Origin of the sequence: Desulfuromonas versatilis, from assembly GCF_019704135.1 — a bacterium.
Lineage (GTDB): Bacteria > Desulfobacterota > Desulfuromonadia > Desulfuromonadales > NIT-T3 > Desulfuromonas_A > Desulfuromonas_A versatilis.
Genome location: NZ_AP024355.1, coordinates 4,376,920 through 4,400,818, shown reverse-complemented (window position 1 = coordinate 4,400,818; position 23,899 = coordinate 4,376,920). Strand labels below are relative to the sequence as shown.

Genomic DNA, 23,899 nt, shown 5'->3' with positions numbered 1-23,899 from the left:
AGAGTCCGGTCCGCGGGCTGTCAAAAAATCGCCGCTCCGGCCTGCGCCGGAAAATGTCCTTGTTCGATGCATATTTCGCGCCGGAGCGAGGGGTCCGGGCGCGGCTCAGCCGGTGTTGCGCAGCCCGGCGGCGATACCGCTGATGGTGGCGGCGAGCACATAGTCGAGCTCCTCCGAGGCCTTGCCGGCGCGCTTGCGGCGCAGCAGCTCGATCTGGATCAGGCTCATCGGGTCGACGTAGGGGTTGCGCAGGCGCAGGGAATGGGCCAGATCGGGGTTGGTCTGCAGCAGGCGCTGCTGGCCGGTGATTTCGAGGACCATCCGCCGGGTGCGGCGGAATTCATCGACCAGCAGGTCAAAGACCCGCCGGCGCAGCCCGGCGTCGGCGACCAGGCCGGAATAGGCCCGGGCCAGGGGGAGGTCGACCTTGGCCAGGGCCATCTCGACATTGCGCACCATGTCGAAGAAGATCGGGAAGCGCCGCATCATGGTGCGCAGCAGCTCCCGCTGCGCTTCGCCGCGGGAGGCGAAGCCCTCGAAGGCGCTGCCGACGCCGAACCAGGCCGGGATCAGCAGGCGGCTCTGGATCCAGCCGAAACCCCAGGGGATGGCGCGCAGATCGTCGAGGCTGCGCCCCTGGCTGCGGCGCGAGGGGCGCGAGCCGATGCGCGCCAGCTCGAACTCGAGCACCGGGGTGGCCTGCTCGAAATAGGGCAGGATCTCCGGGTTGTCGGCGATCTGCTCCCGGTAGCAGGCGAAGGCCGCGGCGGACATCTCCTCCATGGCCTGCTCCCAGGCGGGATCGGGCACCGGTTCGACCAGCCCGGTGCGGGTCAGCGCCTCCAGGGAGGCGGCCACCATCAGTTCGAGGTTGCGCTGGGCCAGGGCCGGGTCGGAGTACTTGAAGTTGATCACCTCGCCCTGCTCGGTCAGCTTGAAGGCGCCGGTGAAGGCGCCGGCCGGTTGGGCGATGATCGCCCGGTGGGTAGGGCCCCCGCCGCGGCCCACCGTGCCGCCGCGGCCGTGGAACAGCCGCAGCCTGACCCGGCACTGCTCGGCCACCTGGTGCAGGGCGCGGTGGGCCTTGTAGATCTCCCAGGTGCTGGTGAGCATGCCGCCGTCCTTGTTGGAATCCGAGTAGCCGAGCATGACCTCCTGCCAGCGCCCCCAGGAGTCGAGGTACGGGGCGTAGTCCGGGCTGCTCCAGAGGGTGCGGCAGATCTCCGGGGCGTTGCGCAAATCCTCGATGGATTCGAACAGGGGCACCGGCATCAGTCCCGGGTCGGCGGGATCCTGGCGGCCGGCTACCGAGATGCCGCACAACTCCATGAGCCAGACCAGCGAGAGGACGTCCTGCACCGAGCCGGCGCCGCTGATGACGTAGCTGCGCAGCGCCTGCGGGGGGAACTCCCGCTTGAGCCGGGCCAGGGCCCGCAGGGTCTCGAGCAGTTCGGCGGTCTGCGGCGAGGCGGCCGGCGGCAGGGGCTCGGCGGGGTTGGCGGCATGCCCGGCGCCGGCGGCCAGTTCGGCCACCGCCCGGGCGTGAACCTTGGCGTGCTGGCGGATGTCGAGGGTGTGCAGGTGAAAGCCGAAGGTGCCTAGTTTGCGCCGCAGCGGCTCCACCAGGCGCCGGGCGAGCCGCTCGCCCCCCTGCAGGCGCAGGCTTCTGGCAAGAAGAGCCAGGTCGTCGCCGAAAGCCGCGGCGTCGGGGTAGGCCCCAGGCGCGGCGGGATCGAGCAGCGCCAGGCGCAGCCGGTGGCGGATCATGGTCAGCAGGCGTCGGTAGGGTTCCGAGGGGGGCAGGGCATCGGCCTCGCGGGCCGCTTCGGGGAATTTCTCGGCGAATTCGGCGAGGCCCTTGCGCAGCAGCGCCTGGTCGCCCATCCGGTAGGTGGAGGGGGTCAGGAGCCGGCGCAGTTTCTCCACCGCATCCAGGTAGTTGGAGAGAATCAGCTCCCGGGCCTGCTGCAGCGCGTCGCGGGTGCTCTCGGCGCTGACGTAGGGGTTGCCGTCGCGGTCGCCGCCGATCCAGGAGCCGAAGCGCACCACGGTGGGCAGTTCGGCAGCCTCCAGATCACCCCCGTAGACCGCGCGGAAGTCCCGGGCCAGCTCCTCGTAGAAGGCCGCGATGGGCGGGAGCAGGGATACCGTGTAATGGTCGAGCCCCATGAGGATCTCGTCATGCACCGTCGGCTTCTGCCGGCGCACCTCGTCCGACTGCCAGAGCGCGGTGATTTCGGCGAGCATCGCCTCCTGGCTCTCGGCCACCTGCTCCTCTCCCAGCGGCAGCCGGTCGAGCTTCTCCAGCTCGTCGGCGATGCGCCGGCGCTTGTAGAGCACCACCCGCCGCGCCACCTCGGTGGGGTGGGCGGTGAACACCGGCACCGCCTCTACCCGGCCCAGCCAGCCCAGGGCCGTGGGGGCGTCGATGCCGGCCTGGCGCATACGCTGCAGGGTGGCCCGCAGCCGGCCCGGCTTCTGCGGCGCCCGGGCCACCAGGTGGGCGCGGCTGCGCCGCTTGCGGTGCATGGTTTCGGCAAGGTTGGTCAGCTCGAAAAAGGTGGAGAAGGCCTTGGTGATCTGGTAGGCCTCGGCCTCGCTCATCCGGGCGATGGCGGCCGCCGCCTCGCGCAGCAGTTCCCGCTCGGCCGGATCCTCCGGGGCCGCTTCGCCCAGATCGCTTTCCAGCTCCCGGTGGCGGATCGCCAGGCGCCGCAGGTGCTCCTCGGCGTCGAACACGGCCTGCCCGGCCTGCTCCTTGATCACCACGCCGAGCAGTCTGCCCAGCGAGCGGACGTCCCGCCGCAGCGGCAGCTCCTTGGCGCGGGGATCGTCGCTGGTCAGCTCCTGCAGTCTCTCGTTCTGGTCGCCCGCGCTCCAGAACAGCTCCGGGTCAGTCATCGTCAACTCCTCTTTCAGGCCGGTCCAGGGATTCAGATAAAAGTTTACCCGCTGTTTCGGCCATTGCACGAGGGCCCCCTCGGCGAGCCCCCGGTCCCGGCTCAATATTTTGGCAAACCTGCCCGAATTGACGCCGAAGGCGCTTTTGTGGCAGACTGTCAGACGAAAAAAGCGACAGTAATTCAGATAGATAGGCGTAATTTGGGAGAATTAATCCTATGTTTTTCCAATAAACATTTTCTCTCGGACCCGCGCCAATCCCCTGAAATGACCCGGCTTGGTCGCGGGGGGGCGACATCCGCTCAAGTCCCGGGGCCGGCCAGCGACCCGGGGCCTGGTTGTTTCGAGCAAACTCCCCCGGGGCATCGGCACGATTCTTGGATCTTTCCAGTCCGAGGACGCCGGTTAACCGGCTGATTAACCGGCAGAATTTTTCTGCCACGAAAGTATGAGTGCTCCCCTCCGGAGCGAGGAGAATCACCATGAAGCAATTCGTTCTCATCACGGCCGCCCTGCTCGCCCTGGGCAGTCCCGTGTTGGCCGCCGCGGAAATTCCGCCGCTCGGCGTTTCCTTTTCCCAGCAGGTGGTCTCCCTCGACCCCTCGGGCCGTCCGTACCCGGCAGTGAATATCAGCCCCGAGCAGATGGAGGGGATCGAGCGCCATGACTTCGATCTCGGCCGGGGCCGCCGGCTGCAGGTGGTGACCAACCTCGACAACCCCCAGGGGCGCGGCCTCGATGAAATCGCCCGGATCGTCCGGCGCAGCTACGACTACCTCGAGACCGCCACCGGCCGCAGCCTCGACAAGGGGGTCTTGATCTACCTGATCGAGCTCGACAGCATTCCGCTCTCCTACACCTTCGAGGCCAGCTACCCGGCCGATTCCCACTGGAGCGAGGTGCGCCTGGCGCTGCTGCGCCGCGGCGAGCAGCTGCTGGGCCCCTACGGTTCGGCCGACCTGGCCGAGCTGATCTACGACACCATCCCCCACGAACTGGGTCACGACGTGCTGGCGGGCATCCCCAACCTGGCCCACGACATCGACGGCCGCCCCTCCTACCACACCCGCTGGTTCATCGAGGGGGTGTGCGAGATCCTCGCCAAGGGTTTCGCCCGCCGGGAGAACTCCTCCTCGCTGCAGCGGTTTTTGGCAACCCGCAAGGTGGGGACCGTGCTCGGCGACCCCCGGGTGCGCAGCCAGCTGTTCTCCTGGTCGCAGGAGAACGGCTACGAGATGGGTCTGGAGTCCGACCTGTACGGCGCCTCCATGCTCATGGTCATGGCCTGGGCCGAGCAGCTCGGGCTGCCGGCGCTGCTCGATCGGCTGAGCCAGTGCAGCGACCAGCTGTGCGGCGCCGACCTGGTATCGCTGATGGTCGCCACCACCGGCATGGGTGAGGAGCAGTTGTTCGAGCGCGGCTACCAGCTGGGCCGGATCCTGCGCGAGGGGACCTACCTGGCGGATCGCCGACTGCAGAAGGTGGGCTGGGGCGGCTGAGCCCCCAATCCAAAGACGCAGCAAAAAGGGGCACCCGCGATGGGAGCCCCTTTTTGCTTTGCTGCGGATGAGCTCGGGTTCAGGCTACGGGTTCACGCCCAGCGCCCGGATGGTGTTCATGGTCAGGTTGTCGGTCACCACCAGCCCCTTGTCGCGCTGGAAGCTGTTGACCGCCATCATGGTCTGCGAACCGACCACGCCGTCGATCGGGCCGGGGTTGTAGCCGGCCTTCTGCAGCGCCTGCTGGATGTTGCTGATCATCCCCGGGGTCATGTTGGTCTTGCAGAGGATTTCACGCCACTCCATGTGTCCCTCGGCCTCCAGAACCTGCTTGGTCACGGTCTGGTATTCGGCGGGGATGTCGATGCGATTTTCCTGCGGCGGAGAGACCATCTTGGTCACCGTCACCGTGTTGTACTTGGCGGGGATCTCGACCACGCGGGTGGTCGGCGCCTTGACCATCACCTGCTTCTTGACGGTCTTGAACACCGCCGGCTCCTCGATCTCCTTGGTGGTGGCCGGGGCTTTCAGCACCTGCTTGGAAACCGTCTTGTACTCGGCGGGCACATCCACCAGGCACATGATCTCGCCGGTGGCCTGGTCGATGCGCTGGATGGGACCGGTCCCCTTTTTCCACACCGTGTGGGCCGGCTTGACCATCACCTTCTCGGTCACCGTCTCATACTTGGCGGGCACCTGCACCAGGCGCTTGGTGGCGGGCTTGACCATCACCTGCTCCTCAACCCAATCGTACTGGGCGGGAACCACCTCGAGCTTCTGCGAGGCTTCCTGCACCAGGACCTGTTCCTTGACGGTTTCGTACCTGGCGGGGATGACTTCCACCCGCTGCCCGGCATCCTGCTTCAGCACGGTCTGGCTCACCGTGGAGTATTTGGGGGGGACGAAGACTCGGGCGAAGCATTCGCCCGGGTTGGCGTTGGGCGGCAGCATGGCCTCGCCGCTGCTCATGGTGGCCGGCCTGGACTCGGCGGACATGGAACGGGCCTCGCGCATCTGCCGCTCGAGCTGGGCCTGCTGCTGGGCCAGCTGGTTCTCCCGCGCAGCGATCTGCGACTGCATGCTGCTCAGTTCCGCTTCGCGGGATTCGAGCTGGGCGCGCTGGGTGTCCATAGCCGCCATATGAGCCGTTTTTTGCGGGGTGCCGCAGGCCGCCAAGGCAAACATTGCGACCGCGATCGGTGTCCAGGTCCATATCCATTTGCCGTTCATGTTTTCGCCTCCATCTTGGGGGTTTGCCCAAAATACGGGGAACCTGCAGGGAGTCTTCCCTTGGCAGGCTACCAGCCTTGATTAAAAATACCTTTTAAATCCCTTTTATCTGTTTCGATTAAACCTGCAATTCCCCATTTGTCAAGTGTGGTATTGTTGGATTTTTGTATCACACCAAGGTATGACAATTAAGCGCCTTTTCTTTAATTAATAGGTAGTTCGCTCTGCTGTTTTCTGTGATTGCGGGGGGTTCCCTTCGGCCCTTGTGGATAGCCTCCGGCGCCGAGAAGGTGTTTCGCCGGCGGATTTTTTATGATAGGTTTTTAATTGCATTCAGGGAATTCCGGGGGAGTCCATGCGCGTACCCTGCTGGCGGCTGCTTTTTCTGGTTCTGCTGATTCTTCCCTGCCGGGTGTTGGCACAAGGCGGTAGCGGCGAGGTCCGGCTGCATTATTTCTGGACCCAGGCCTGCCCCCATTGTGCCGAGGCGACGCCGTTTCTCGAAACGCTGCGCAGCCGCTACCCGCAGCTGCGGATCCAGCAGTATGACGTATGGAGCAGCCGTGAGCACTTCGACCTGATGGTGCAGCTTTCCAAGGCCGCGGGCAGTTCCCTGGTGAGCACCCCGACCATCGCCATCGGCGGCCGGGTCTGGTCCGGGTTTTCCGCAGCGGTGGCCGGGGAGATCGAGGAGCAGGTGGTGCGCTGCCTCGCCGAGGGCTGCCCCGATCCGCTGCCGGGACCGGCCGCGGCGGAGGCCCCGCCTTCCCGGCCGGAGCGCCCCGCCGCGCTTGGCGGGGAAGAGCCGCCGCGGGTCGAGGTCCCGCTGCTCGGCGCCCTGGACGCCGACGCCCTCTCCCTGCCGCTGTTCACCGTGGTCCTGGGGCTGCTCGACAGCTTCAACCCCTGCGCCTTCTTCGTGCTGTTTTTCCTGCTCAGCCTGCTGGTCCACGCCAAACGCCGCCGGACCATGCTGCTGGTGGGCGGGACCTTCGTCTGTTTCTCGGGGCTGATCTACTTTCTGTTCATGAGCGCCTGGCTCAACCTGTTTCTGCTCGCCGGGCAGCTGCGGGCCATCACGGCGCTGGCCGGGGTGGTGGCGCTGGTGGTCGCGGCGATCAACATCAAGGACTTTTTCTTCTTCCACCGGGGCCTCTCCCTGTCCATCCCCGAGGGGGCCAAGCCCCGGCTGTTCCAGCGGATGCGCGGCCTGCTCCAGGCCGGCCGCACCTCCAGCATTCTGTTCGGCACGGTGGTGCTGGCGGTGGCGGCCAACAGCTACGAGCTGCTGTGCACGGCGGGGTTTCCCATGGTCTACACCCGGGTGCTGACCCTGCACGATCTGGCCGGCTGGCAGCACTACGCCTTTCTCGCCCTGTACAACCTGGTCTACGTGGTGCCGCTGCTGGTCATTGTGCTGGCGTTCACCCTCACCCTGGGCTCGAAAAAGCTCAGCGAGTGGCACGGCCGGGTGCTCAAGCTGGTTTCGGGGCTGATGATGCTGCTGCTCGGCGCGGTGCTATTGGCGCGGCCCGCGCTGCTCAATAACCTGCTCACCGCGGTGGCGCTGCTGGCATTGGCCCTGGCGGCCGCCGGGGTGATCGTGGTAGTTTGCAGGCAACTGGAGAAAAGGGCAGGTCAGGGGAGGATGGGGCAATGAGGCTCAAGGGCAGGGTGGCGGTGATCACCGGCGCGGGGCAGGGGATCGGCAAGGGGATCGCGCAGCGCTTTCTGCAGGAGGGGGCGCGCGTGGTGCTGGCCGAGTTCGACCGCGCGGCGGGCGAGGAGACGGCGGCGGAATTCGCCGCGCTGGGTGAGGTGCGTTTTGTTCAGACCGATGTGGCGGAGCCGGCCTCGGTGGCGGCCATGGCCGAAGCGGCCGGAGGCTTCTGGGGGGGCGTCGACATCCTGGTCAACAATGCCGCCATCATGCTCCGCAAACCCCTCGAAGAGCTTTCAGTGGCCGAATGGAACCGGGTGCTCGCCACCAACCTCACCGGTCCCTTTCTCTGCGCCCGGGCCTGCGCCGCCGCGCTGCGGCGGAGCCGGGGCGCGATCGTCAACATCGCCTCGACCCGGGCGCGCATGAGCGAGCCCGACACCGAGAGCTACGCCGCCTCCAAGGGGGGGCTGGTGGCCCTGACCCATGCCCTGGCGGTCAGCCTCGGCCCCGAGGTGCGGGTCAACTGCATCAGCCCGGGGTGGATCGAGGTCGGCGACTGGCAGCAAAAAAGCCGCCGGCAGACGCCCCGGCACAGCGAGGCCGACCGCCTGCAGCACCCCGCCGGTCGGGTCGGGAACCCCGGCGATGTGGCGGAGTTGGCCGTCTATCTCGCCTCGCCGGCGAGCGGCTTCGTCACCGGGCAGGACTTCGTGGTCGACGGCGGCATGACCCGCAAGATGATCTACCTGGACGAGTAGCCCTGCGCCGCGCCCCGAGCCGTTTCCCCCTCAGACCGCCTCTTCCAGTTCGGCCTCGCCCATCCGCCGGCGCAGCTCGTCGCACTCCCGGCTCAGCTCGCCGATGAGCGCGCGCCAGTCCTGCTCCTGTCCGGCGTCTTTTCCCTCACGAACCATCCGGCGCTCCAGCAGCCGGTTCAGCCATCCGCCTTTGCGGCCGGCGGCCAGGCAATCCTTCCATACTTCCATGGGTTTTCTCCTTTGCGGGTTGTCTTGATCAGGCGCAGGCCCGGCCGCCAGCGGCGGGCTGCTGCGAATGAGCCTCGAGAAACGCCGAGGCCCCTTCCCGGCACCAGAAATGAAGCCTCTTGTGGATAATCGGAGCGCAATCCGAGCCTAAGCGCTGAAGATATAGGGCACTGCCGTTAACCGCCGATTACGCGGCGGTTAAAGCTTCGTGTGGAGCGGTTGAGGACCCATCAGCGCAGATGACACAAGGTAAGAGATAGGAAGTCAGGGCACATCAGATTTCCCAGCAGGTTGCTGTATGAGAAATATAACCTGTACAAAGTGCCCACAACAGGGGGTTGGAAGAAAGCGCATGCCTTGCAGTGAAGAACATCGGAAAGCCGTGTGCGGGAAATCCGCATGCACGGTTTGATGAGGGAGGGCAGGGTTAAACCTGTTCTCTACTCTTCCCATCAGTTGTTTTTTAGGTTCCGGGGGGCTAAGTGAAGTGGTCTACTAACCCCGGACACCAACTAAGGTGGTATATTGAGCCACCTTCAAGGAGTGTTCAGAGTTATGGGAAGACGGACCTTTACCAAAGAGTTCAAACGCGAAGCCGCCGGACTTGTTGTGGATCAGGGCTATTCAATAGCCGAAGCCTGTCGTGCGACAGGTGTCGGGTCAACGGCCATGAGCCGCTGGGTTAAACAGCTTCAGGGCGAATATGGCGGAGTGACACCGAAAGCACAGGCGTTGACACCCGAGCAACAACGAATCCAAGAGCTAGAGGAACAAGTCAGAAAACTGGAAAGAGAGAAATCGATCCTAAAAAAGGCTACCGCTCTCTTAATGTCGGACGATCTAAAATCTTCGCGCTGATCGACCACTTAAGGGAGCATGGAAACGTCCAGCAGCTGTGTTCATTATTGGAAATTCCCCGTTCGAGCTATTACGACTATCGGGATCGCCGCAAAAAAATTGATGTCGAGCGTTTGCGGTTGCGCGCTAAAGCTACTGAAATATTCAACAAAAGTCGCCAGTCCGCAGGCAGCCGAAGCATTATGAGCAAGCTACGCCAAGACGGTGAAATTGTCGGGCGCTTTAAAGTTCGGCGGCTGATGAAAGAAGCTAATCTCGTCAGTAAACAACCCAGGCCACCCGCCTACAAAGTGGCAAAAGTTGAGAGGCCGGACATACCGAATCACTTAGATCGACAGTTCGATGTTCAGCAGCCAAACCAGGTCTGGTGTGGCGATATCACTTATGTCTGGGCACAAGGGCGATGGATATATCTCGCCGTGATCCTGGATCTGTACAGCCGCCGAGTCGTTGGTTGGAGTCTGTCTGAAAAAGTCGATGCCGATTTAACTATTGCGGCACTTGACCATGCTTACCAGTTGCGCGGGCAGCCTACGGCTGTGACGTTTCACTCAGATCAAGGCTGTCAATATGCCAGCAAATCATTTCGCCAACGCTTATGGCGTTATCGGATAAAACAGAGCATGAGCCGGCGGGGCAACTGCTGGGACAACGCACCGATGGAGCGTGTGTTTCGCAGCTATAAAAGTGAATGGATGCCTTCAGCCGGTTACACATCTTTCGATGAGGCCCAAAAGGATATTGGCCGATATCTTATGGATTATTACAACTGGTACCGCCCCCATCAGAGAAATGGCGGGCGTGCTCCTGCTGTCGCGGAAAAAAATCCTATTTTACTGTCCGGAAATAGTTGACCACTTCAAAGTTCAACCGCAGCCTAAATATAAACGTTCTTTTCCATTTTTCTAATCGACCCACAATAGCTCTCAGTTCCTCATCCCCCCATCGCGAAGGATAGTTTCTACCGCAGGAAAATTAGCCAATGCGGCCGGTGGGACCTTTTCCCAGGCCGGGTTTCCGGCATCGTCCGGATAGGGTTCCGGAAGGGCGGAGGGGTGGCGCCCCGGGCTGAGGACGACGATCCGGCCGACCATGCCGGCCGCTTCGTGGGGCGCGCAGTAGTAATCGTAGATTCCTTCGACGGTGAGCTGAAGTTCGAAGCTGTCGCCGGGATGGAGCAGGTAGCCCGAGTCCCAGGGCGTGGCCCCGGCCGGGATGCGCAGGGGGTGGCGGGCGTTGTCGGGATGGTAGGCGGTGGCGGTGTGTACGTTGTGGCCGTCGTTGACCCAGCGCACCCGCTGGCCGGGGCGGATCAGCAGGCCGACGGGGTCGAAGGCGACATGGGCGCCGCTCGGATCGCTGCGCATGTGGATCTCGACGACCTCCGGCGGCGCTGCGCTCCAGCCCGGGCGGCCGAGCGCCAGGCCGGCCAGCCAGAGGCCGGCCAGCCAGAGGCCGCCGGCCTGGAGCAGTGCGCGTCGACTGAGCATGGCTATTTCACCTTGGCTCTGGCGGGGTCGACGTGCCAGATGGTCACGTGATAATGGGGCGCCTCCACGCCGGGGTGGCCGGCGTTGTAGCTCAGGTCGACCTTCTCGACCTGGTCGCTGCCCACCGCCAGTCCGGTGAAGGCATTGTGCTGCTGCATCTCTTCCAGGGGGACCATGTAGATGGTGGAAACCAGCGTCCCTTCCCGGTCGTAGGCGAGAAACGGGCCGACGGGCAGGGTGGCGGGCTGTACGTAGAGGGTTCCCATCCCCGGCAGGAATTCCGGCAGCGGCACCAAGTCGCTGACTTTTTTGTAGGAAGCGTCCGGTGGGGCCTTGCTGCCGCCCGCACCGGCGGTGGCGGCCAGGGCCAGCAGAACGACGACGATGGCAAGCAGTTTTCTCATGACGAGTTCCCCTTTCCTTGTGAATTGTCTCTGAGGCGACCGGGCACGGCTTCATCCTGGCGGGCAGAGGCCGAGGCGTCGGAACACTCCGGCGACAATCCGGTCGCAGCGCTCCCCGGCGAAGGGGAAGGCCTCGCCGGCGGTGGCCTGCACCAACCCGGCGAGGTGCTGCTGCAAGAGCTTGCGGGCCCGGTGGTAGCGGGTCTTGACCGTGGCCGGCTCCACCTCCAGGCACTCTGCGGTTTCGGCCACCGACAGCTCTTCGACCCCGCGCAGCACAAAGACCAGGCGGTAGGCTTCGGGCAGGGCGTCGATGGCCGCTTCGAGCACGCGGCGGAATTCTCCCCGTGCGGTCTGCTGTTCCGGGCTGGGCCCGGGTGAGGTCAGTTCAGCCATGAAATTCGCCCCCTCTGCCTGCTGCGGGTCGTCCAGCGACAGCCCGCGGCTCTCGGCCGTTCGCCGCCGCAGGCGCCCCAGCGCCTCGTTGACGGTGATTCTGGCCAGCCAGGCCCCAAGCGGACCGGTCCCCGCGAATTGCCCCAGGTTCTGATAAGCGCTCACATAGGCCTCCTGAACCGCGTCCTCGGCCTCGGCCTCGTCGCGCAGGACGCCCCGCGCGATGCGGTAGAGGCGCCGGTTGTAGCGGCGCATGATCAGTTCGAAGCCGGCGCCGTCATCCTGGCGGATGCGGGCCACCACCTCCTGATCCGAGGCGGCGTCGAGAGTAGAGCGGGTTGGGCCTGACACTGCCATGTGCACGTCTCCTTTTTTGCTGTTTCACCTCAAAGATGCGCCGAAAAGGAAAAAGGTTCCCGGTAAAATTTTAGCGCCATGGGGACGGGATGGCCAAGATGGGGTGTGGGTGGAGAAGGGAGCTGTTGCGACGAGCGTCGGCGCACCTCCCTGGGAGGGGAGCTGGGGCTGCGCCAGGCTGCACGGAGGGCAGGGGGCCTGCCGGGATTAGGGCGCGGATTATCCGTCCGCGGCGGGATTTTTCGGATAATCGAGAAAGACCAGGGTGCCGCCGTGGGGGGCGACCTCCTTCCAGGTGGGGACATCGAAGTCGAGGCAGAGCACGCCGCAGGTCGGCAGGTTGTCCAGGCCGCAGTCGGCCAGCAGGTTGCCGAGCTCGGTGAAGCCGGGATTGTGGCCGACCAGAAAGACGTGCTGCCAGTCCTCTTCCAGGCGGCGGACCAGGGCCAGCAGCTCGGAGGGTTCGGCCGCGTAGATGGCTCTTTCGAGGATCTGCTTGCTGGATGGGATGCCGAGCTTCTCGGCGATGGCCTCGGCGGTCTTGCGGGCGCGCTTGGCGGGGCTGCTGAGGATGATGTCGGGCAGGTGCCCCCTGCGGGCCAGCCGCTCGCCCATCAGGGGTGCATCCTGCTTGCCCCGCTTGTTCAGCGGGCGCTCGATATCGTCCAGGTCGGGGTCCTTCCAGCTCGATTTGCCATGGCGGATCAGGGTCAGTCGTTTCATGGCGTTTCACCCGTCCCCAGCAGGTTATCCTCGGTGTCGGACTGGCTCACCAGCCAGGGGAGCCGCTCGAGGATGCGTCCCATTTCCGGCTCCCGCACCCGGTGCGCCGCCTCTTCCACGCTCAGCCACTGGCGCCAGCGGATTCCGGCCTCGGGCCAGTCCTCCTCGATCTGTGCCACCCTGAACAGAAACACCTGCACCGTGCACATGCCGCCCCACTTGGCGTAACGGTATTCACCCACGGCGAGGCGGTGCAGGCTGCCGCGCAGGCCGGCCTCCTCCCAGGCCTCGTTGACCGCCGACTCGGCCGGCGACATGTCCGGTTCGATGATCCCCTTGGGGATGATCCAGTGCCGGCGGCGCCGGGTGGTGACCAGCAGCACCTGCAGCTGTCCCTGGTGCCAGCGGTAGGGGATGACGCCGGATTGTCTGAAGAACCACTCGGGTTTTTCCATGGTCAACTTGAGATAATCAGCGGTTTCTGCAACTGCTTCCATTCTAGCATCCGGAAACGAAAATGGGAGGGCGGCTACCAGCCGGCCACGGCGCGAAGGGCGGGCTGTTTGGCACTGCTGGGGCTGTAATGGCGCTCCAGGCTGGTGAACTCCCCGCCCAGCCGCTCCAGAGTGGTGGCCAGGGGGTAGCCGGCGTCGGAGAGGCCGCGAAAGGCGAGCCGGGAGCGGAAGCGGCCCAGATCGGGGTTCCAGGAGTCGGCGAACAGCTGGTCCTGCAGCTCGTTCCAGCTGCCGATGCGCACCTGGTTCATCGCGGCTGCCCGGCGATCTGCGGAGCCAGGCCGGAAAGGCCGGCCAGGCGTTGTTGCGGCGGTGCCTCCCGGGCTGCCAGGTTGGCCAGACGGTTCAGCCGGTCGACGAAACTGCTGGCCCGCAGCAGGGTGGCGAACAACTGCTCCCGGTTCGCCGGCGCCAAGGCCTCGAGCCGCGCAGTGGAAATGACCAGGGTGCTGAAAGCGCAGCGCCAGTCCGGGGAGGCACCGGCCGCTGGGCGGAAACCGGCTTCGATCCAACCGAAGCCCTCCAGGCCGGCGGCACCCAGGGCCTGGCGGTAGGGCTGTTCCAGGTCGGCCCGGACCAGATCCAGCTCCTCGATGGACTGGAAGGCCAGCGGCAGCGCGAAGCGTTGCAGGGCGGGGATGGTCTGGCCGAGCGCGGCGCTGGAAAGCAGCGCGCCGTCGATCTCACCCCGGCGCATCCGGCCCAGAGCAGTGGCCGCCTGTTCCCCGGCCGGGGCCGCGGACCAGGCGATCTCCACCCGCCCCCCGCTGCGCAGCCGTACCTCCTCGGCCAGCCGCGGCAGCAGATGGGTCCAGGCGGCGGCGTCCGCCGCCTGGTAGACGATGCGCAGCTGCTCGGCCGCCGCTGCCGGCGGGCCGAACAGCCCGAGCAGCAGCGGTAGAAGCAGCCAGCTGCGAAGCCTTGCCGGGCGGCGGGAAGCGGCCAGGGGGCTCACTGGCAGTCCTGCCGCCACAGGCACTCCTGTTGAGCGCAGGCGGCGGCCTGCCCGGTCTCGAAACAGCTGTAATTGCCCTCGGCGTGCTGCACGGCCCGGATCAGCTCGGCCTTTTTCATCCGACTGGGGGCCACCCCCCTTTGCCTGGCGATCTTCCTGATTTGTTCCAGCGTCATGTTGGGATCCTCGCGAATGCTTTCGGTTATGAGTGATAGACCGGCAGGCCGTTGGCCCTGATCAGCCGCTGCCGTTGTTCCAAATGTTCCTGGGCTTCCACGGAGAGGTTGGCCAGGGGCTGGATCAGCAGCCGCTTCAGCCCGATCTGCTCCCCGGTCTCTTCGCAGTAGCCGAAGCTGCCGTCGTCGATGCGCTGCAGGGCCGCGTCGATGCGCGCCAGCGACCGCTGGTTGCGCAGCCGCCTCTGGCAGTCGAGCTCCCGCTCCGTGGCCAGCACTCCCTGGTCGATGGGGTCTGCCGGGTGGGCATGCTCGGCCTGCATGCGGGCCGAACACTCCCGGTAATGGAATTCCAGTTCCCGCTTCTGCTCCAGCAGCAGTTCCCTGAAGTAGGCCAGCTGCCGGGGGTTCATGTACCGTTCGCCCTCCGCAGGGCGGTACGGTTGGCGTTGACTCGCACTCATGGGCTCCTCCCGGGTTGGGGTTGGAGAGATTTTTCCCGGCGATTATTAAGGCTGCATTAAGGAATGATTTATTTTTCGTGGCGCCCGCCGGCGCTGCGATACGGGGTGTCGGGCCGGGCGCCGGGTCGCTCGGCCCCGCAGGGAGCCAGGCAAGGGTTGCGGCGCGCCAATTTGGGGTTGAAATTGGGAGTGAATCGGTTATAAATTGGTTTCAGTAGAAGGCAGTTCTCTCCATGGAAAGCCTTGCGGGCATCTGCCAAGGACAGAATTTCAGGCCCGCAACCCTCATGAAAACCATAGTTTCCAGGGGTTTGCGTATGGATTCGAGATTGATACAGGTACAGCCGGATTTCTACAGGGAAAACCGGCAGGCTGATTGGCTGGATGTGAACGACGAAGCCGAGAAGGTTCAGCATGAATCGGCGATCGAGGCCCTCGGCGAACAGTTTCCGGAATTTCGCAGGGTGATCCGTCCCATGTACCTCCAGGCACTACACGAACTCAGCCCCCAGGCGCGGATACGCGCCTTCATTTCCATTTTCGTCATTCGGGAAATCAAGGGGAAATTACTCCACATGAAGCAGGGGGCGCACTAAGCCCCCATTTTTATTGGCGGCTTTAAATCCCCTCCCTCCTTTGGGGTGCGCCTACCGCAGGTTGCAGGCGTACTCGGCGGGCCGCGAGCGCTCCCCCTTGACCAGGGTTACGTGGCCGGCCACCGGGCGCTGCGACGACTTTTTCATGAGACTGTGGGACTTTCGCCGCACCCTGGGGCTGGGCAGCCTGATGTACTGAGGCTGGCCCCGTCCCCGGAAATCATCTTTTCATAACCGGGGCGCAACGCCGGGATAACAATTCGCTGGCAGACTGGTGGAAATGCCTCGGTTCCAGGCTCGAGTGGCAGGCGCGAAAAATTTCGGAAAGATGGGCCGAAAGGCCGGGGCGCCGCCGGATGGCGGCCGGTTTCAATGCCGCGGGAAGCGGGACAAATCAACCTCTGGAGTTGGCAACGTGGAAAACCTGAACCATTTTGGAATGATGCGATTGACCTACCTGCAGACCAGGAAGCCTCGCCTGCTGCTGTCGATGAAACGCAGCGGGGTGCTGGAGAAGCATCTGCTCAACGCGCAGAAAAGCGCTGCCTGGGAGTGGGAACAGCTGATCTTTGCCGGCATGGAGCAGGAGGCGGCCGACCAGTTTGTGCTCAACGAGTATATCCTCGCCTGAGGCAGGGGCAGCAGGGGAGCTACCAGGTGCAAAAGGGTTTTTTCACCAGGCTCGCATTGAAATAGCGGGGGTCGTCCGAGACCTCCCGGAATACCCAGCTGGGCAGTTCCACCTGGGCGCTTTCCGTTTCCAGCTCGACCTCGGCGAGAACCAGCCCGGCGTTGTCGCCGAAAAACTCATCCACCTCCCAGATACGTCCGCCGTACTCCACGCGGTAGCGGCGCTTTTCGATGAGCGGCCGCAGGCAGAGCCGGTCGAGAAGCTGCGCGGCCTCACCGGCGGGAATGGGGTATTCGAACTCGGCGCGGCTGATCCCCTCGGTCTTTCCCTTGATGGTCAACGTCCCCCGGTCACCGGCCAGGCGCACCCGCACCGTCCGCTCCGGGTCGGTGCACAGGTAGCCCTGGCGGTACAGGGTGCCGTGCGCGCCCTGGCGCCACTGGTCGCCGCTGACCAGGAATTTGCGTTCGATCTCCATGGGCATGGGGGGCCTCCTTGGGGGAAAGGGGCGTAATTTTCCCCAGCTTGGGCCAGGCGGGTCAATGCCAAGCTGGTATAACTATAACTTGATCAGAGTTCCAGGTTGACAGCCGCTTGCCTTCAGGGGAAACAAGAATCGCGGCCGCGACCTGCATTTAGCCAAAAAGGCTTTCAGCATGTTCGAATCCGCCGAACTCGGCCACCAGATCGGGGCCGACAGCTATGAAGCCGAAGTTCCCGCCCTGCGTGAAGCCCTGCTCGAGGCGCAGCTCGAACTGGTGCAGTCCCCGCGCTTTGCCGTGGTTCTCATCATTGCTGGGATGGACGGCGGCGGCAAGGGGGATGTGGTCAATCTGCTCAACGAGTGGATGGACCCCCGGTACATCCAGACCCACGCCCCCGGCCTGCCCTCCGAGATCGACCTGGAGCGCCCCCCCATGTGGCGCTATTGGCGCGAGCTCCCGCCCAAGGGGAAGATCGGCATCTTTTTCGACGCCCTTTACACCGAAGCCATCCGCGACCGGGTCTTCGAGCGGATCGGCAATGCGGAACTGGACCAGGCGATGGAGCGGATCAACCGCTTCGAAAAGATGCTCGTCGACGAGGGGGAACTGGTGCTCAAGGTTTGGCTGCACCTCTCGCGGAAGGGGCAGAAAAAGCGCTTCGAAAAGTTGCAAAAGGACCCCGCCACCCGCTGGCGGGTGACCAAGGCCGATTGGCGCAACCACGAGCATTATCCCGAGTTCCGTCGGGTGGCCGAGCGGGCCTTGCGGCAGACCAGTTCGGCCGAAGCGCCCTGGGGCATCATCGAGGGGAGCGATTTTCGCTATCGCAACCTGAGCCTGGGCAAAACCCTCCTGAGCGCCCTGCAGCAGCGGTTGAATAATCAGGGTGAGGAGGCGTTGCCGGTTACCGTTCCGCCCATTCTGCCCCGGATCGATTCGCTCAACGTGCTGCGCTGTCTGGACTTGACCCAGTCCCTGGGCAAAAAGGAGTACCAGAAACAGCTGGCGCGCTGGCAGGGTAGGCTCAACCGCCTGAGCCGCCGCCGCAAGTTCGGCAAGCTCTCCGTCGTGGTGGTCTTCGAGGGGAACGACGCCGCCGGCAAGGGCGGGAGCATCCGCCGCGTGACCGGGGCCCTCGATGCCCGCCGCTACCGGGTGGTGCCCGTCGCCGCCCCCAGCGACGAGGAGCTGGCCCATCCCTACCTGTGGCGCTTCTGGCGCCAGCTGCCGGGCCGGGGGCGGCTGGTCATCTTTGACCGCTCCTGGTACGGACGGGTGCTGGTGGAGCGGGTCGAGGGGCTATGCGCCGAAGTCGACTGGCTGCGCGCCTACCCGGAAATCAACGATTTCGAGGAACAGCTGGTGCGGCACCACACGGTGGTGGTCAAGTTCTGGCTGGCGATCAGCAAGCAGGAGCAGTACCAGCGCTTCCAGGCCCGCGAGACGACCCCCTTCAAACGCTTCAAGATCACCGACGAGGACTGGCGCAACCGGGAAAAGTGGGAACTCTACGAAGAGGCAATCTGCGACATGGTCGAGCGGACCAGCACCCAGGTCGCCCCCTGGACCCTGGTCGAGGCCAACGACAAGCGGTTCGCCCGGATCAAGGTCCTCAGGACCCTCTGCGAGCGGATCGAGGAGGCGCTGGAGCGGCTGTGACACGGTGACTCCTCCCCGCAGCAAGGGGAGGCCGAAAGGGGCGGCTAATCCTCCTTCTTTTTCTTCCTGTCCTTGCCCTCGACCTTTTTCACATCCTTTTTCGAGAGCTTGTCCGGCTTGCAGAGGTGGTCTTTTTTCTTCGAGACCGCCCCGCACTTCCCGCACTGATAGGCGCCTTCCTTAAGTTTGTTTTCCGATTCACCTTTCAGGCAGCTGCCCATGGTTTTCTCCTTTGCGGCTGTTGCGGTTGCCGCAGAAGTATGCCCGGCAACCAGGCGTTTGGCAAGCCGCCGGTTTTCGGCGCCCGCAAAGGCGGTGAAGCGCTCGGCGAACTGCTGCCGGGCCTGCTGCTGGCGCTGGCGCAGCCCCTCGATGAGCATCCCCATGGCCAGCAGCGTGGCGGGCGGGGCCTGGCCCTGTTCGGCCATCCGCACGCTGAACTCGCGCAGCGCCGCCGCCTGCACCTCCAGGTCCTGGAAGTCGCCGAGGTTGTCCTGCAGCCCCTTGAGCGCCTTGATGAACCGGCCCGCCTCCCCGGCGGGATAGAGATCCTGAAAAAATTCCAGCAGGTAGCGCAGCTTTTTGCAGCTCTTGCGCAGCTCGTGCAGGTTTTCGGCCGGCGAGTCGTCGTCGATGGCCGCCCCCTGCTCGAGGACCCGGCGCAGGCTCTTGCGGAGGCGGCGGTCGGCGACCTCCCCGAGGGGGCGCTGCCCCCCGGGCGGTTCGGCGGCGGCGGGCGCGGTGAGAAACTCCCGCCAGCGCTCCTTGAGCCGGCGGTAGCGCTGCGAATCGAGCACCTCGACCAGGCCGGCCTGTTCGGCCCCCTGCCGCTCCAGCAGGAAGCGGCGCAGCGGCTCCAGGTCGTCGCGCACTTCCGCGGGGAGGCTGTCACGGTAGGCGGGGAACTTGAGGAGGTAGACGTCCATGTCGCGGGGCGGCCCCGTGGCCGCGCCGAGCCAGGCGAATTCCGGGGCGAATTCCTCCCGGGCCGCGGTGGGCAGGGCCCCCTTGAGCCGCCCCAGGGCCGAGCGGATGCGGCGCACCGCGACGCGAAAGTCGTGGAGCTCTTCGGGGTCGCGGCCGGCGCGGGTCCCCGCCTCCCTGGCCTCCAGGGCCTCGAGCAGCCTGCGAAGGATGCCGCGGACCGCCTCGGCCGCGGGCATCTGCGGTGCCAGCCGGGCGCTGTGGGTGTCGGTGCCGGTTTCGGGCATGGTCACGGTGATTGCGGGTTCAGCGCAGGTTGCGGCCGCCGAACCCCTTGGCCTTGCGTTTTTTCAGACGGGTGACGTCCTTGTTGCGGCGCGCCGCCAGTTCGATGAGGAGCTCCTGGCTGCTGCGGGGGTCCTCGTCCGCCTGCGGCCGGCGCTGCTGGTAGCTGCCGTCGGGCTGCATCTCCCAGGCGCTGCGCCGGTCGCCCAGCTGGGTCTCGAGCATGGTATGGATATCCTGGCGCAGCTGGGGGTCCTCCACCGGCGTCACCACCTCCACCCGGGACTCGAGGTTGCGCTTCATGGCGTCGGCCGAGCCGATCAGGTACTCCTCCTGGCCGCCGTTGCGGAAGTAGTAGACCCGGGCATGTTCGAGGAAGCGGCCGACGATGGAGATGACCCTCATGTTCTCCGAGATGCCCTTGAGCCCCGGCCGCACCCGGCAGCTGTCGCGGATGAGCAGGTCGATTTTGACCCCGGCCATGGCCGCCTGGTAGAGGGCGCGCACCACATCGGCGTCCTCCAGGGCGTTCATCTTGAAAATGATGTGTCCCGGGCTCTGCCTGTCGTGCAGCTCGGCTTCGCGGGCGATCTTCTCCAGCAGGGCCTTCTTGAGCACCTTGGGGGCCATCAGCAGGCGCTGGTAGTTGCGCTTGGGGGTGTAGCCGGTGGTCAGGTAATTGAACAGCTCGGTGGCGTCCTGGCCGATCTCCTTGTCGTAGACCAGCAGCCCCAGGTCGCTGTAGATGCGCGAGGTCTCCGGGTGGTAGTTGCCGGTGCCGATGTGCACGTAGCGGCGCAGGCCGTTGTAGTCCTGGCGCACCACCAGGATGATCTTGGCGTGGGTCTTGAGCCCCACCACCCCGTAGGTGACGTGGATGCCCGCCTCCTCGAGGCGGGTGGCCAGGCGGATGTTGGCCGCCTCGTCGAAACGCGCCTTGAGCTCCACCACCACCGCCACCTGCTTGCCGTTCTGCGCCGCCTGGATCAGGTAGTCGAGGATCGGGCTGCGGCTCGAGGTGCGGTAGAGGGTCATCTTGATGCCGCGCACCTTGGGGTCGGTGGCGGCTTCGCGCAGGAACCGCTCCACCGAGGAGGAGAAGGCCTCGTAGGGGTGCTGCAGCAGGATCGCGCCGGCGTCGCGGATGATGTGAAAGATGCTGCGGCTGCTCTGCAGGGCGGGGTGGTCGATGGGGTGGTGGACGCGGTCCTTGAGCTCGGGGATGTTGAGGGCGGCGATTTCGAAAAAGTCGCGGGTGCCGAGGATCCCCTCGACCTCGAAGACGTCCTCCTCCTCGTCCAGGTCCAGCTCGGCGGCCAGCCGCCCGCGCAGCACCGGGTCGGTGCCCGGCAGCACCTCGAGGCGCACGATGGGGGCGAACCTGCGCTCCTGCAGGGTCGATTCGATGAGCGCCAGCAGGTCGTCGGCGTGCTCCTGGGAGCGTTCGGTGTTGGCGTTGCGGGTCACCCGGAAGATCTCGTAGCCGAGCACCTCCATGCCGGGGAAGAGCATGTCGAGGTTGTTGGCCATCACCTGTTCGAGCAGCACGAAGCGGTTTTGCTGGCCGACGCGCAAAAAGCGCGGCGCGCCGGCGCTGATCGGCACCTTGACCCGGGCCAGGGACTGCTCCTGGTCGTTCTCGTAGCGCAGGGTCACCAGCAGGTTGAGCGAGAGGTTGGAGATAAAGGGGAAGGGGTGGGCCGGGTCGATGGACTGGGGGGTGACCAGCGGGTAGATGTTGTCGTAGTAGTCCTTGCGAACCTGTTCGCGGTCCTCGCTGCTCAGCTGGTCGTAGCCGAGGATGACGATCCCCTGCTGCTTGAGGTCCTGGCGCAGCTGGCCGAGGATCTGCTGCTTCTCCTTCTGGTGGCGGCGTACGAAGGTGTAGCACTCGCGGATCTGCTCGGCGGGAGTGCGCCCGTCCACGGTGCGCTCCAGCACCTTGGCGGCCACCTGCTGCTTGAGCCCGCCGATGCGTTTCATGAAAAACTCGTCGAGGTTCGAGCCGGCGATGGCCGCGAATTTCACCCGCTCGAGCAGGGGGGTGCGCTCGTCCAGGGCTTCGTTGAGCACCCGCTGGTTGAACTGCAGCCAGGTCAGCTCGCGGTTCAGGTACAGCTCGGGCGCATCCAGATCGGGCGGAGGCGCCAACAGCTTTTTGCTTTCGGCCGGAGGTTTGCTGCGGGAGGTTTTGGGCACAATGGTTTCGAGCTTCACTGACGAATCCGAGGATGAAGGGGTTGCGGCCGGGATTGGGTCCGTCATTTCATTGTACCCGATTTCTTTGTTTTCGCCGGAATTCACGGCTCGGCTCCTCTGGTGGTGTGTGGTCGGTATCCCATGGTCTCATGGCATTGTTAGGGGCGTGTAAGAGGGTGAAGCGCTAACCAAAAGCTAACCTGCAGGGGGTTGAATGAAAGAATCGGCTGTCGGCCTTCCCGTCTCTGGGCAGCCGGCGAGAATGGGCTATACTGGAAACCACGGGATTAAACAGAAAGGTTGGGAGTTATGGAGAAGAGGGTGCAGGACGAGCTGCGGCGCATCAGGGGGATCGGCGAGGTGCTGGCACAGCGGCTGGTGGAGGCGGGGATCGACAGTCATGCCAAGCTGGCCGAACTCGGCGAAGAGGGGCTCGCCCGGATCCGCGGCGTGCAGCCGAGGATGATCCCTGCGATCCTCGAACAGGCGCGGGGCCTGGCCGCCGAGGAGGAGCAGGCCCCCGAGGAGAAGACGGCGGCGCTGCGCGCGGGCCTGGCGCGGGTCCGGGAGCAGGTGCAGCAACTGGTGGCTCGGGCCCGCGAGCGCCTGGGCGGCAAATTGAAGGGTGACCGGGAAAAGCGCCTGGAAAAACAGGAGCGCAAGCTGCTGAGCGGGCTGGAGCGCTTCGAGGCGCTGTGCGGGGCGCGCCCCAAACAGGCCGCCAAGCGGCTGGCCAAGATCGAGAAACGGCTCGACGGGCTGGAGCAGGCCGGGGCCAGGAGCCTGGCCCGCGGACTGAAAAAGGCCCGCCGCCCCCTCAAGCGGACCCGCGCCTGAGTCCCGGCCGTCCCGCGGCCGGTAATCGAAAAGGAGCCAGAATGTGAGACCCCCCCGCCTCGCGGCCATCGACATAGGCACCAACTCCATCCGCTGCATCATCGTTGAGATCGTGGAAAACGGCGACTTTCGGATTCTCGACGACGAGAAGGCCATGGTAAGGCTCGGCGAAGGGCTGTATGCCTCGGGCGCCATCTCCGGGGGGGCCTGGGAGCGGGCCCGCGAGGCGCTGCTGCGGATGCGCAAGATCATGGACGGGCTGGGGGTGGAGACCATCGAGGCGGTGGCCACCAGCGCGGTGCGCAAGGCTGCCAACGGGGCCGAGTTCCTGGTCGCCATGGAACGCGAGACGGGGATCGGGGTGCGGCTCATCGACGGCGAGGAGGAAGCGGAGCTGGCGGCGCTCAGCGCCTGGCACCATTTCGACATGGCCAATGCCCGCTACCTGCTGGTGGATATCGGCGGCGGCAGCGTCGAGGTGGTGTCGGCGGTCGGCCGGCACATCGAGGAGATCACCTCGCTGGAGCTGGGGGCGGTTTTTCTCACCGAGCATTTCCTGGCCGCGGACCCGATCCCCGACAAGGAACTCTCGCACCTGCGCAAGCACATCCGCCAGCAGCTGCGCGCCGCTCTGGATCCCGCGGACTTTCCGGTGCGCTACCTGATCGGCTCGGGCGGGACGATGACCACCATCGCCGGGATGGTCAAGGCCGGCCGCAAGGAGCGCTACGATTCGGTGCACGGCTACGAGGTGCTGCACTCGGAGATCGTCCACCTGCTGGCGATGCTGGCGCGAAAAACCTGCAAGGAGCGCAGGTCGCTGCCGGGGCTCAGCCCCGAGCGGGCCGACATCATCGTCGCCGGGGTGGCGGTGGTCGATGAGCTGATGCGGCTCTCCGGCACCAACCTGCTCAAGGTCAACGAGCGCGGCATCCGTGAGGGACTGATCCTCAAGAGCCTGCAGAAGCACGGTTATCTCGAGCGCCGCCGCACGGTGCGCGACTGGCGCACCTCGGTGCAGGATTTCGCCCGCAGCTGCCATGTGGACGAAGGCCACGGCGAGCAGGTCGCCAAGCTGGCGCTGCAGCTCTTCGATGCCCTGGCACAGCCCTTCTCCCTGGCCGAGCGCGAGCGCCAGCTGCTCGAGGCGGCCGCCCTGCTCCACGACGTTGGCTACTTCATCAGCTACTCGGCCCATCACAAGCACTCCTACCACCTGATCCGCTACGCCAGCCTGTTCGATTTCTCCCCCCGGGAAAAGGAGCTGATCGCCAACCTGGCCCGCTATCACCGCAAGGCCCTGCCGAAAAAGAAGCACGAGGGGTTCGCCGGGCTGGGCCGCGAGGACCAGGCGCTGGTGAAAAGGCTCGGCGGCATCCTGCGCCTCGCCGACGGCCTGGACCGGCGCCGCAGCGGGGCGGTGAGCGCCCTGCAATGCGAGCTGGCCGACGGGGCCCTGCGGGTCAGGCTCGAGGGCGCCGAGGACCTGTCGGTGGAGCTCTACGGCGGGCAGGTCAAGGGGGATCTGTTCGAGCAGGCCTTCGGCTGCCGCCTGGAACTCACCGCCACCTGAATTAACAAAGCTCTGACAAAAGCATAATATCCCGTCATTACGCTCTGCGCCCTGGCGGCTTTGGCCCTGGGGCTGAATCAGCCGCTGATCCAG

General features: G+C 65.2%; 24 protein-coding genes. 9 read left to right on the top strand and 15 right to left on the bottom strand.

The window, feature by feature from the left end; translation table 11 throughout:
• Positions 1–105: 105 nt before the first annotated feature.
• Entirely contained in the window at positions 106–2,901 is a 2,796-nt protein-coding gene (ppc, locus tag DESUT3_RS19745) for a phosphoenolpyruvate carboxylase (RefSeq protein WP_221250208.1), read from the bottom strand.
• A 482-nt stretch (positions 2,902–3,383) separates the two neighbouring features.
• Between ppc and DESUT3_RS19740 the strand changes: the two genes are divergently transcribed.
• Positions 3,384–4,400, top strand: coding sequence for a hypothetical protein (locus DESUT3_RS19740; protein ID WP_221250207.1), 1,017 nt, complete (start codon positions 3,384–3,386; stop codon positions 4,398–4,400).
• Positions 4,401–4,484: 84 nt separating this feature from the next.
• Here the strand turns inward: DESUT3_RS19740 and DESUT3_RS19735 are convergent, their stop codons facing one another.
• Positions 4,485–5,540, bottom strand: coding sequence for a peptidoglycan-binding domain-containing protein (locus DESUT3_RS19735; RefSeq protein ID WP_221250206.1), 1,056 nt, complete (start codon positions 5,538–5,540; stop codon positions 4,485–4,487).
• Between the two features lie 445 nt (positions 5,541–5,985).
• Here DESUT3_RS19735 and DESUT3_RS19730 point away from each other — a divergent pair, with 445 nt between their 5' ends.
• The gene (locus DESUT3_RS19730) at positions 5,986–7,290 is read left to right on the top strand and encodes a glutaredoxin family protein (protein WP_221250205.1); all 1,305 of its coding nucleotides are present in this window, start codon (positions 5,986–5,988) and stop codon (positions 7,288–7,290) included.
• Positions 7,287–8,051, top strand: coding sequence for a glucose 1-dehydrogenase (locus DESUT3_RS19725; protein WP_221250204.1), 765 nt, complete (start codon positions 7,287–7,289; stop codon positions 8,049–8,051). The genes DESUT3_RS19730 and DESUT3_RS19725 overlap by 4 nt, the downstream gene beginning before the upstream one ends.
• A 30-nt stretch (positions 8,052–8,081) precedes the next feature.
• Here the strand turns inward: DESUT3_RS19725 and DESUT3_RS19720 are convergent, their stop codons facing one another.
• Positions 8,082–8,279 carry a hypothetical protein gene (locus DESUT3_RS19720; RefSeq protein ID WP_221250203.1) on the bottom strand — a complete coding sequence of 66 codons (198 nt, stop codon included), beginning with the start codon at positions 8,277–8,279 and terminating at the stop codon, positions 8,082–8,084.
• Positions 8,280–8,834: 555 nt separating this feature from the next.
• On the opposite strand from DESUT3_RS19720, the gene DESUT3_RS19715 reads away from it, so the two are divergent.
• A protein-coding gene (locus DESUT3_RS19715) for an IS3 family transposase (protein WP_221248485.1) occupies positions 8,835–9,991 on the top strand; the annotation gives its coding sequence in 2 pieces (ribosomal slippage) (positions 8,835–9,084 and positions 9,084–9,991; 1,158 coding nt in all).
• Between the two features lie 72 nt (positions 9,992–10,063).
• On the opposite strand, the gene DESUT3_RS19710 is transcribed toward DESUT3_RS19715, so the two are convergent.
• The 9 genes from DESUT3_RS19710 to DESUT3_RS19670 form a co-directional block, all read right to left on the bottom strand.
• Positions 10,064–10,627 carry a cupredoxin domain-containing protein gene (locus DESUT3_RS19710; RefSeq protein ID WP_221250202.1) on the bottom strand — a complete coding sequence of 188 codons (564 nt, stop codon included), beginning with the start codon at positions 10,625–10,627 and terminating at the stop codon, positions 10,064–10,066.
• 2 nt (positions 10,628–10,629) lie between these two features.
• The gene (locus DESUT3_RS19705; RefSeq protein ID WP_221250201.1) at positions 10,630–11,031 is read right to left on the bottom strand and encodes a hypothetical protein; all 402 of its coding nucleotides are present in this window, start codon (positions 11,029–11,031) and stop codon (positions 10,630–10,632) included.
• Positions 11,032–11,082: 51 nt separating this feature from the next.
• Entirely contained in the window at positions 11,083–11,784 is a 702-nt protein-coding gene (locus tag DESUT3_RS19700; RefSeq protein ID WP_221250200.1) for an RNA polymerase sigma factor, read from the bottom strand.
• A 219-nt stretch (positions 11,785–12,003) separates the two neighbouring features.
• On the bottom strand, positions 12,004–12,507 hold the full coding sequence (locus DESUT3_RS19695; protein ID WP_221250199.1) for a SixA phosphatase family protein: 504 nt from the start codon (positions 12,505–12,507) through the stop codon (positions 12,004–12,006).
• Entirely contained in the window at positions 12,504–13,004 is a 501-nt protein-coding gene (locus DESUT3_RS19690; protein WP_221250198.1) for an NUDIX hydrolase, read from the bottom strand. The genes DESUT3_RS19695 and DESUT3_RS19690 overlap by 4 nt, the downstream gene beginning before the upstream one ends.
• 32 nt (positions 13,005–13,036) lie before the next feature.
• Entirely contained in the window at positions 13,037–13,273 is a 237-nt protein-coding gene (locus DESUT3_RS19685; RefSeq protein ID WP_225911571.1) for a hypothetical protein, read from the bottom strand.
• On the bottom strand, positions 13,270–13,995 hold the full coding sequence (gene dctP / locus DESUT3_RS19680) for a TRAP transporter substrate-binding protein DctP (protein ID WP_221250197.1): 726 nt from the start codon (positions 13,993–13,995) through the stop codon (positions 13,270–13,272). The genes DESUT3_RS19685 and dctP overlap by 4 nt, the downstream gene beginning before the upstream one ends.
• Positions 13,974–14,153 carry a Rho termination factor N-terminal domain-containing protein gene (locus DESUT3_RS19675; RefSeq protein ID WP_221250196.1) on the bottom strand — a complete coding sequence of 60 codons (180 nt, stop codon included), beginning with the start codon at positions 14,151–14,153 and terminating at the stop codon, positions 13,974–13,976. The genes dctP and DESUT3_RS19675 overlap by 22 nt, the downstream gene beginning before the upstream one ends.
• A gap of 26 nt (positions 14,154–14,179) precedes the next feature.
• Positions 14,180–14,617 carry a TraR/DksA family transcriptional regulator gene (locus tag DESUT3_RS19670; RefSeq protein ID WP_221250195.1) on the bottom strand — a complete coding sequence of 146 codons (438 nt, stop codon included), beginning with the start codon at positions 14,615–14,617 and terminating at the stop codon, positions 14,180–14,182.
• A gap of 233 nt (positions 14,618–14,850) precedes the next feature.
• On the opposite strand from DESUT3_RS19670, the gene DESUT3_RS19665 reads away from it, so the two are divergent.
• Both DESUT3_RS19665 and DESUT3_RS19660 read left to right on the top strand, forming a co-directional pair.
• The gene (locus DESUT3_RS19665; RefSeq protein ID WP_221250194.1) at positions 14,851–15,213 is read left to right on the top strand and encodes a hypothetical protein; all 363 of its coding nucleotides are present in this window, start codon (positions 14,851–14,853) and stop codon (positions 15,211–15,213) included.
• Between the two features lie 415 nt (positions 15,214–15,628).
• Positions 15,629–15,844, top strand: coding sequence for a TnpV protein (locus DESUT3_RS19660; RefSeq protein ID WP_221250193.1), 216 nt, complete (start codon positions 15,629–15,631; stop codon positions 15,842–15,844).
• Positions 15,845–15,863: 19 nt separating this feature from the next.
• On the opposite strand, the gene DESUT3_RS19655 is transcribed toward DESUT3_RS19660, so the two are convergent.
• Positions 15,864–16,328: a CYTH domain-containing protein gene (locus DESUT3_RS19655; RefSeq protein ID WP_221250192.1), complete on the bottom strand. Its 465-nt coding sequence runs from the start codon at positions 16,326–16,328 to the stop codon at positions 15,864–15,866.
• Between the two features lie 172 nt (positions 16,329–16,500).
• Here DESUT3_RS19655 and pap point away from each other — a divergent pair, with 172 nt between their 5' ends.
• Positions 16,501–17,988: a polyphosphate:AMP phosphotransferase gene (pap, locus tag DESUT3_RS19650; RefSeq protein ID WP_221250191.1), complete on the top strand. Its 1,488-nt coding sequence runs from the start codon at positions 16,501–16,503 to the stop codon at positions 17,986–17,988.
• 44 nt (positions 17,989–18,032) lie between these two features.
• Here pap and DESUT3_RS19645 read toward each other — a convergent pair whose 3' ends face one another.
• Together DESUT3_RS19645 and ppk1 are read right to left on the bottom strand one after the other, a co-directional pair.
• Entirely contained in the window at positions 18,033–19,199 is a 1,167-nt protein-coding gene (locus DESUT3_RS19645; protein WP_225911723.1) for a CHAD domain-containing protein, read from the bottom strand.
• A gap of 19 nt (positions 19,200–19,218) precedes the next feature.
• On the bottom strand, positions 19,219–21,462 hold the full coding sequence (ppk1, locus tag DESUT3_RS19640; protein ID WP_221250189.1) for a polyphosphate kinase 1: 2,244 nt from the start codon (positions 21,460–21,462) through the stop codon (positions 19,219–19,221).
• Positions 21,463–21,705: 243 nt separating this feature from the next.
• Here ppk1 and DESUT3_RS19635 point away from each other — a divergent pair, with 243 nt between their 5' ends.
• Both DESUT3_RS19635 and DESUT3_RS19630 read left to right on the top strand, forming a co-directional pair.
• Positions 21,706–22,233 (top strand): helix-hairpin-helix domain-containing protein, encoded by a 528-nt coding sequence (locus tag DESUT3_RS19635; RefSeq protein ID WP_221250188.1) that lies wholly within the window; start codon positions 21,706–21,708, stop codon positions 22,231–22,233.
• Positions 22,234–22,276: 43 nt separating this feature from the next.
• A complete protein-coding gene (locus tag DESUT3_RS19630; RefSeq protein ID WP_221250187.1) occupies positions 22,277–23,806 on the top strand; it encodes a Ppx/GppA phosphatase family protein in 1,530 nt (509 codons plus the stop codon).
• The last annotated feature ends 93 nt before the right edge of the window (positions 23,807–23,899 follow it).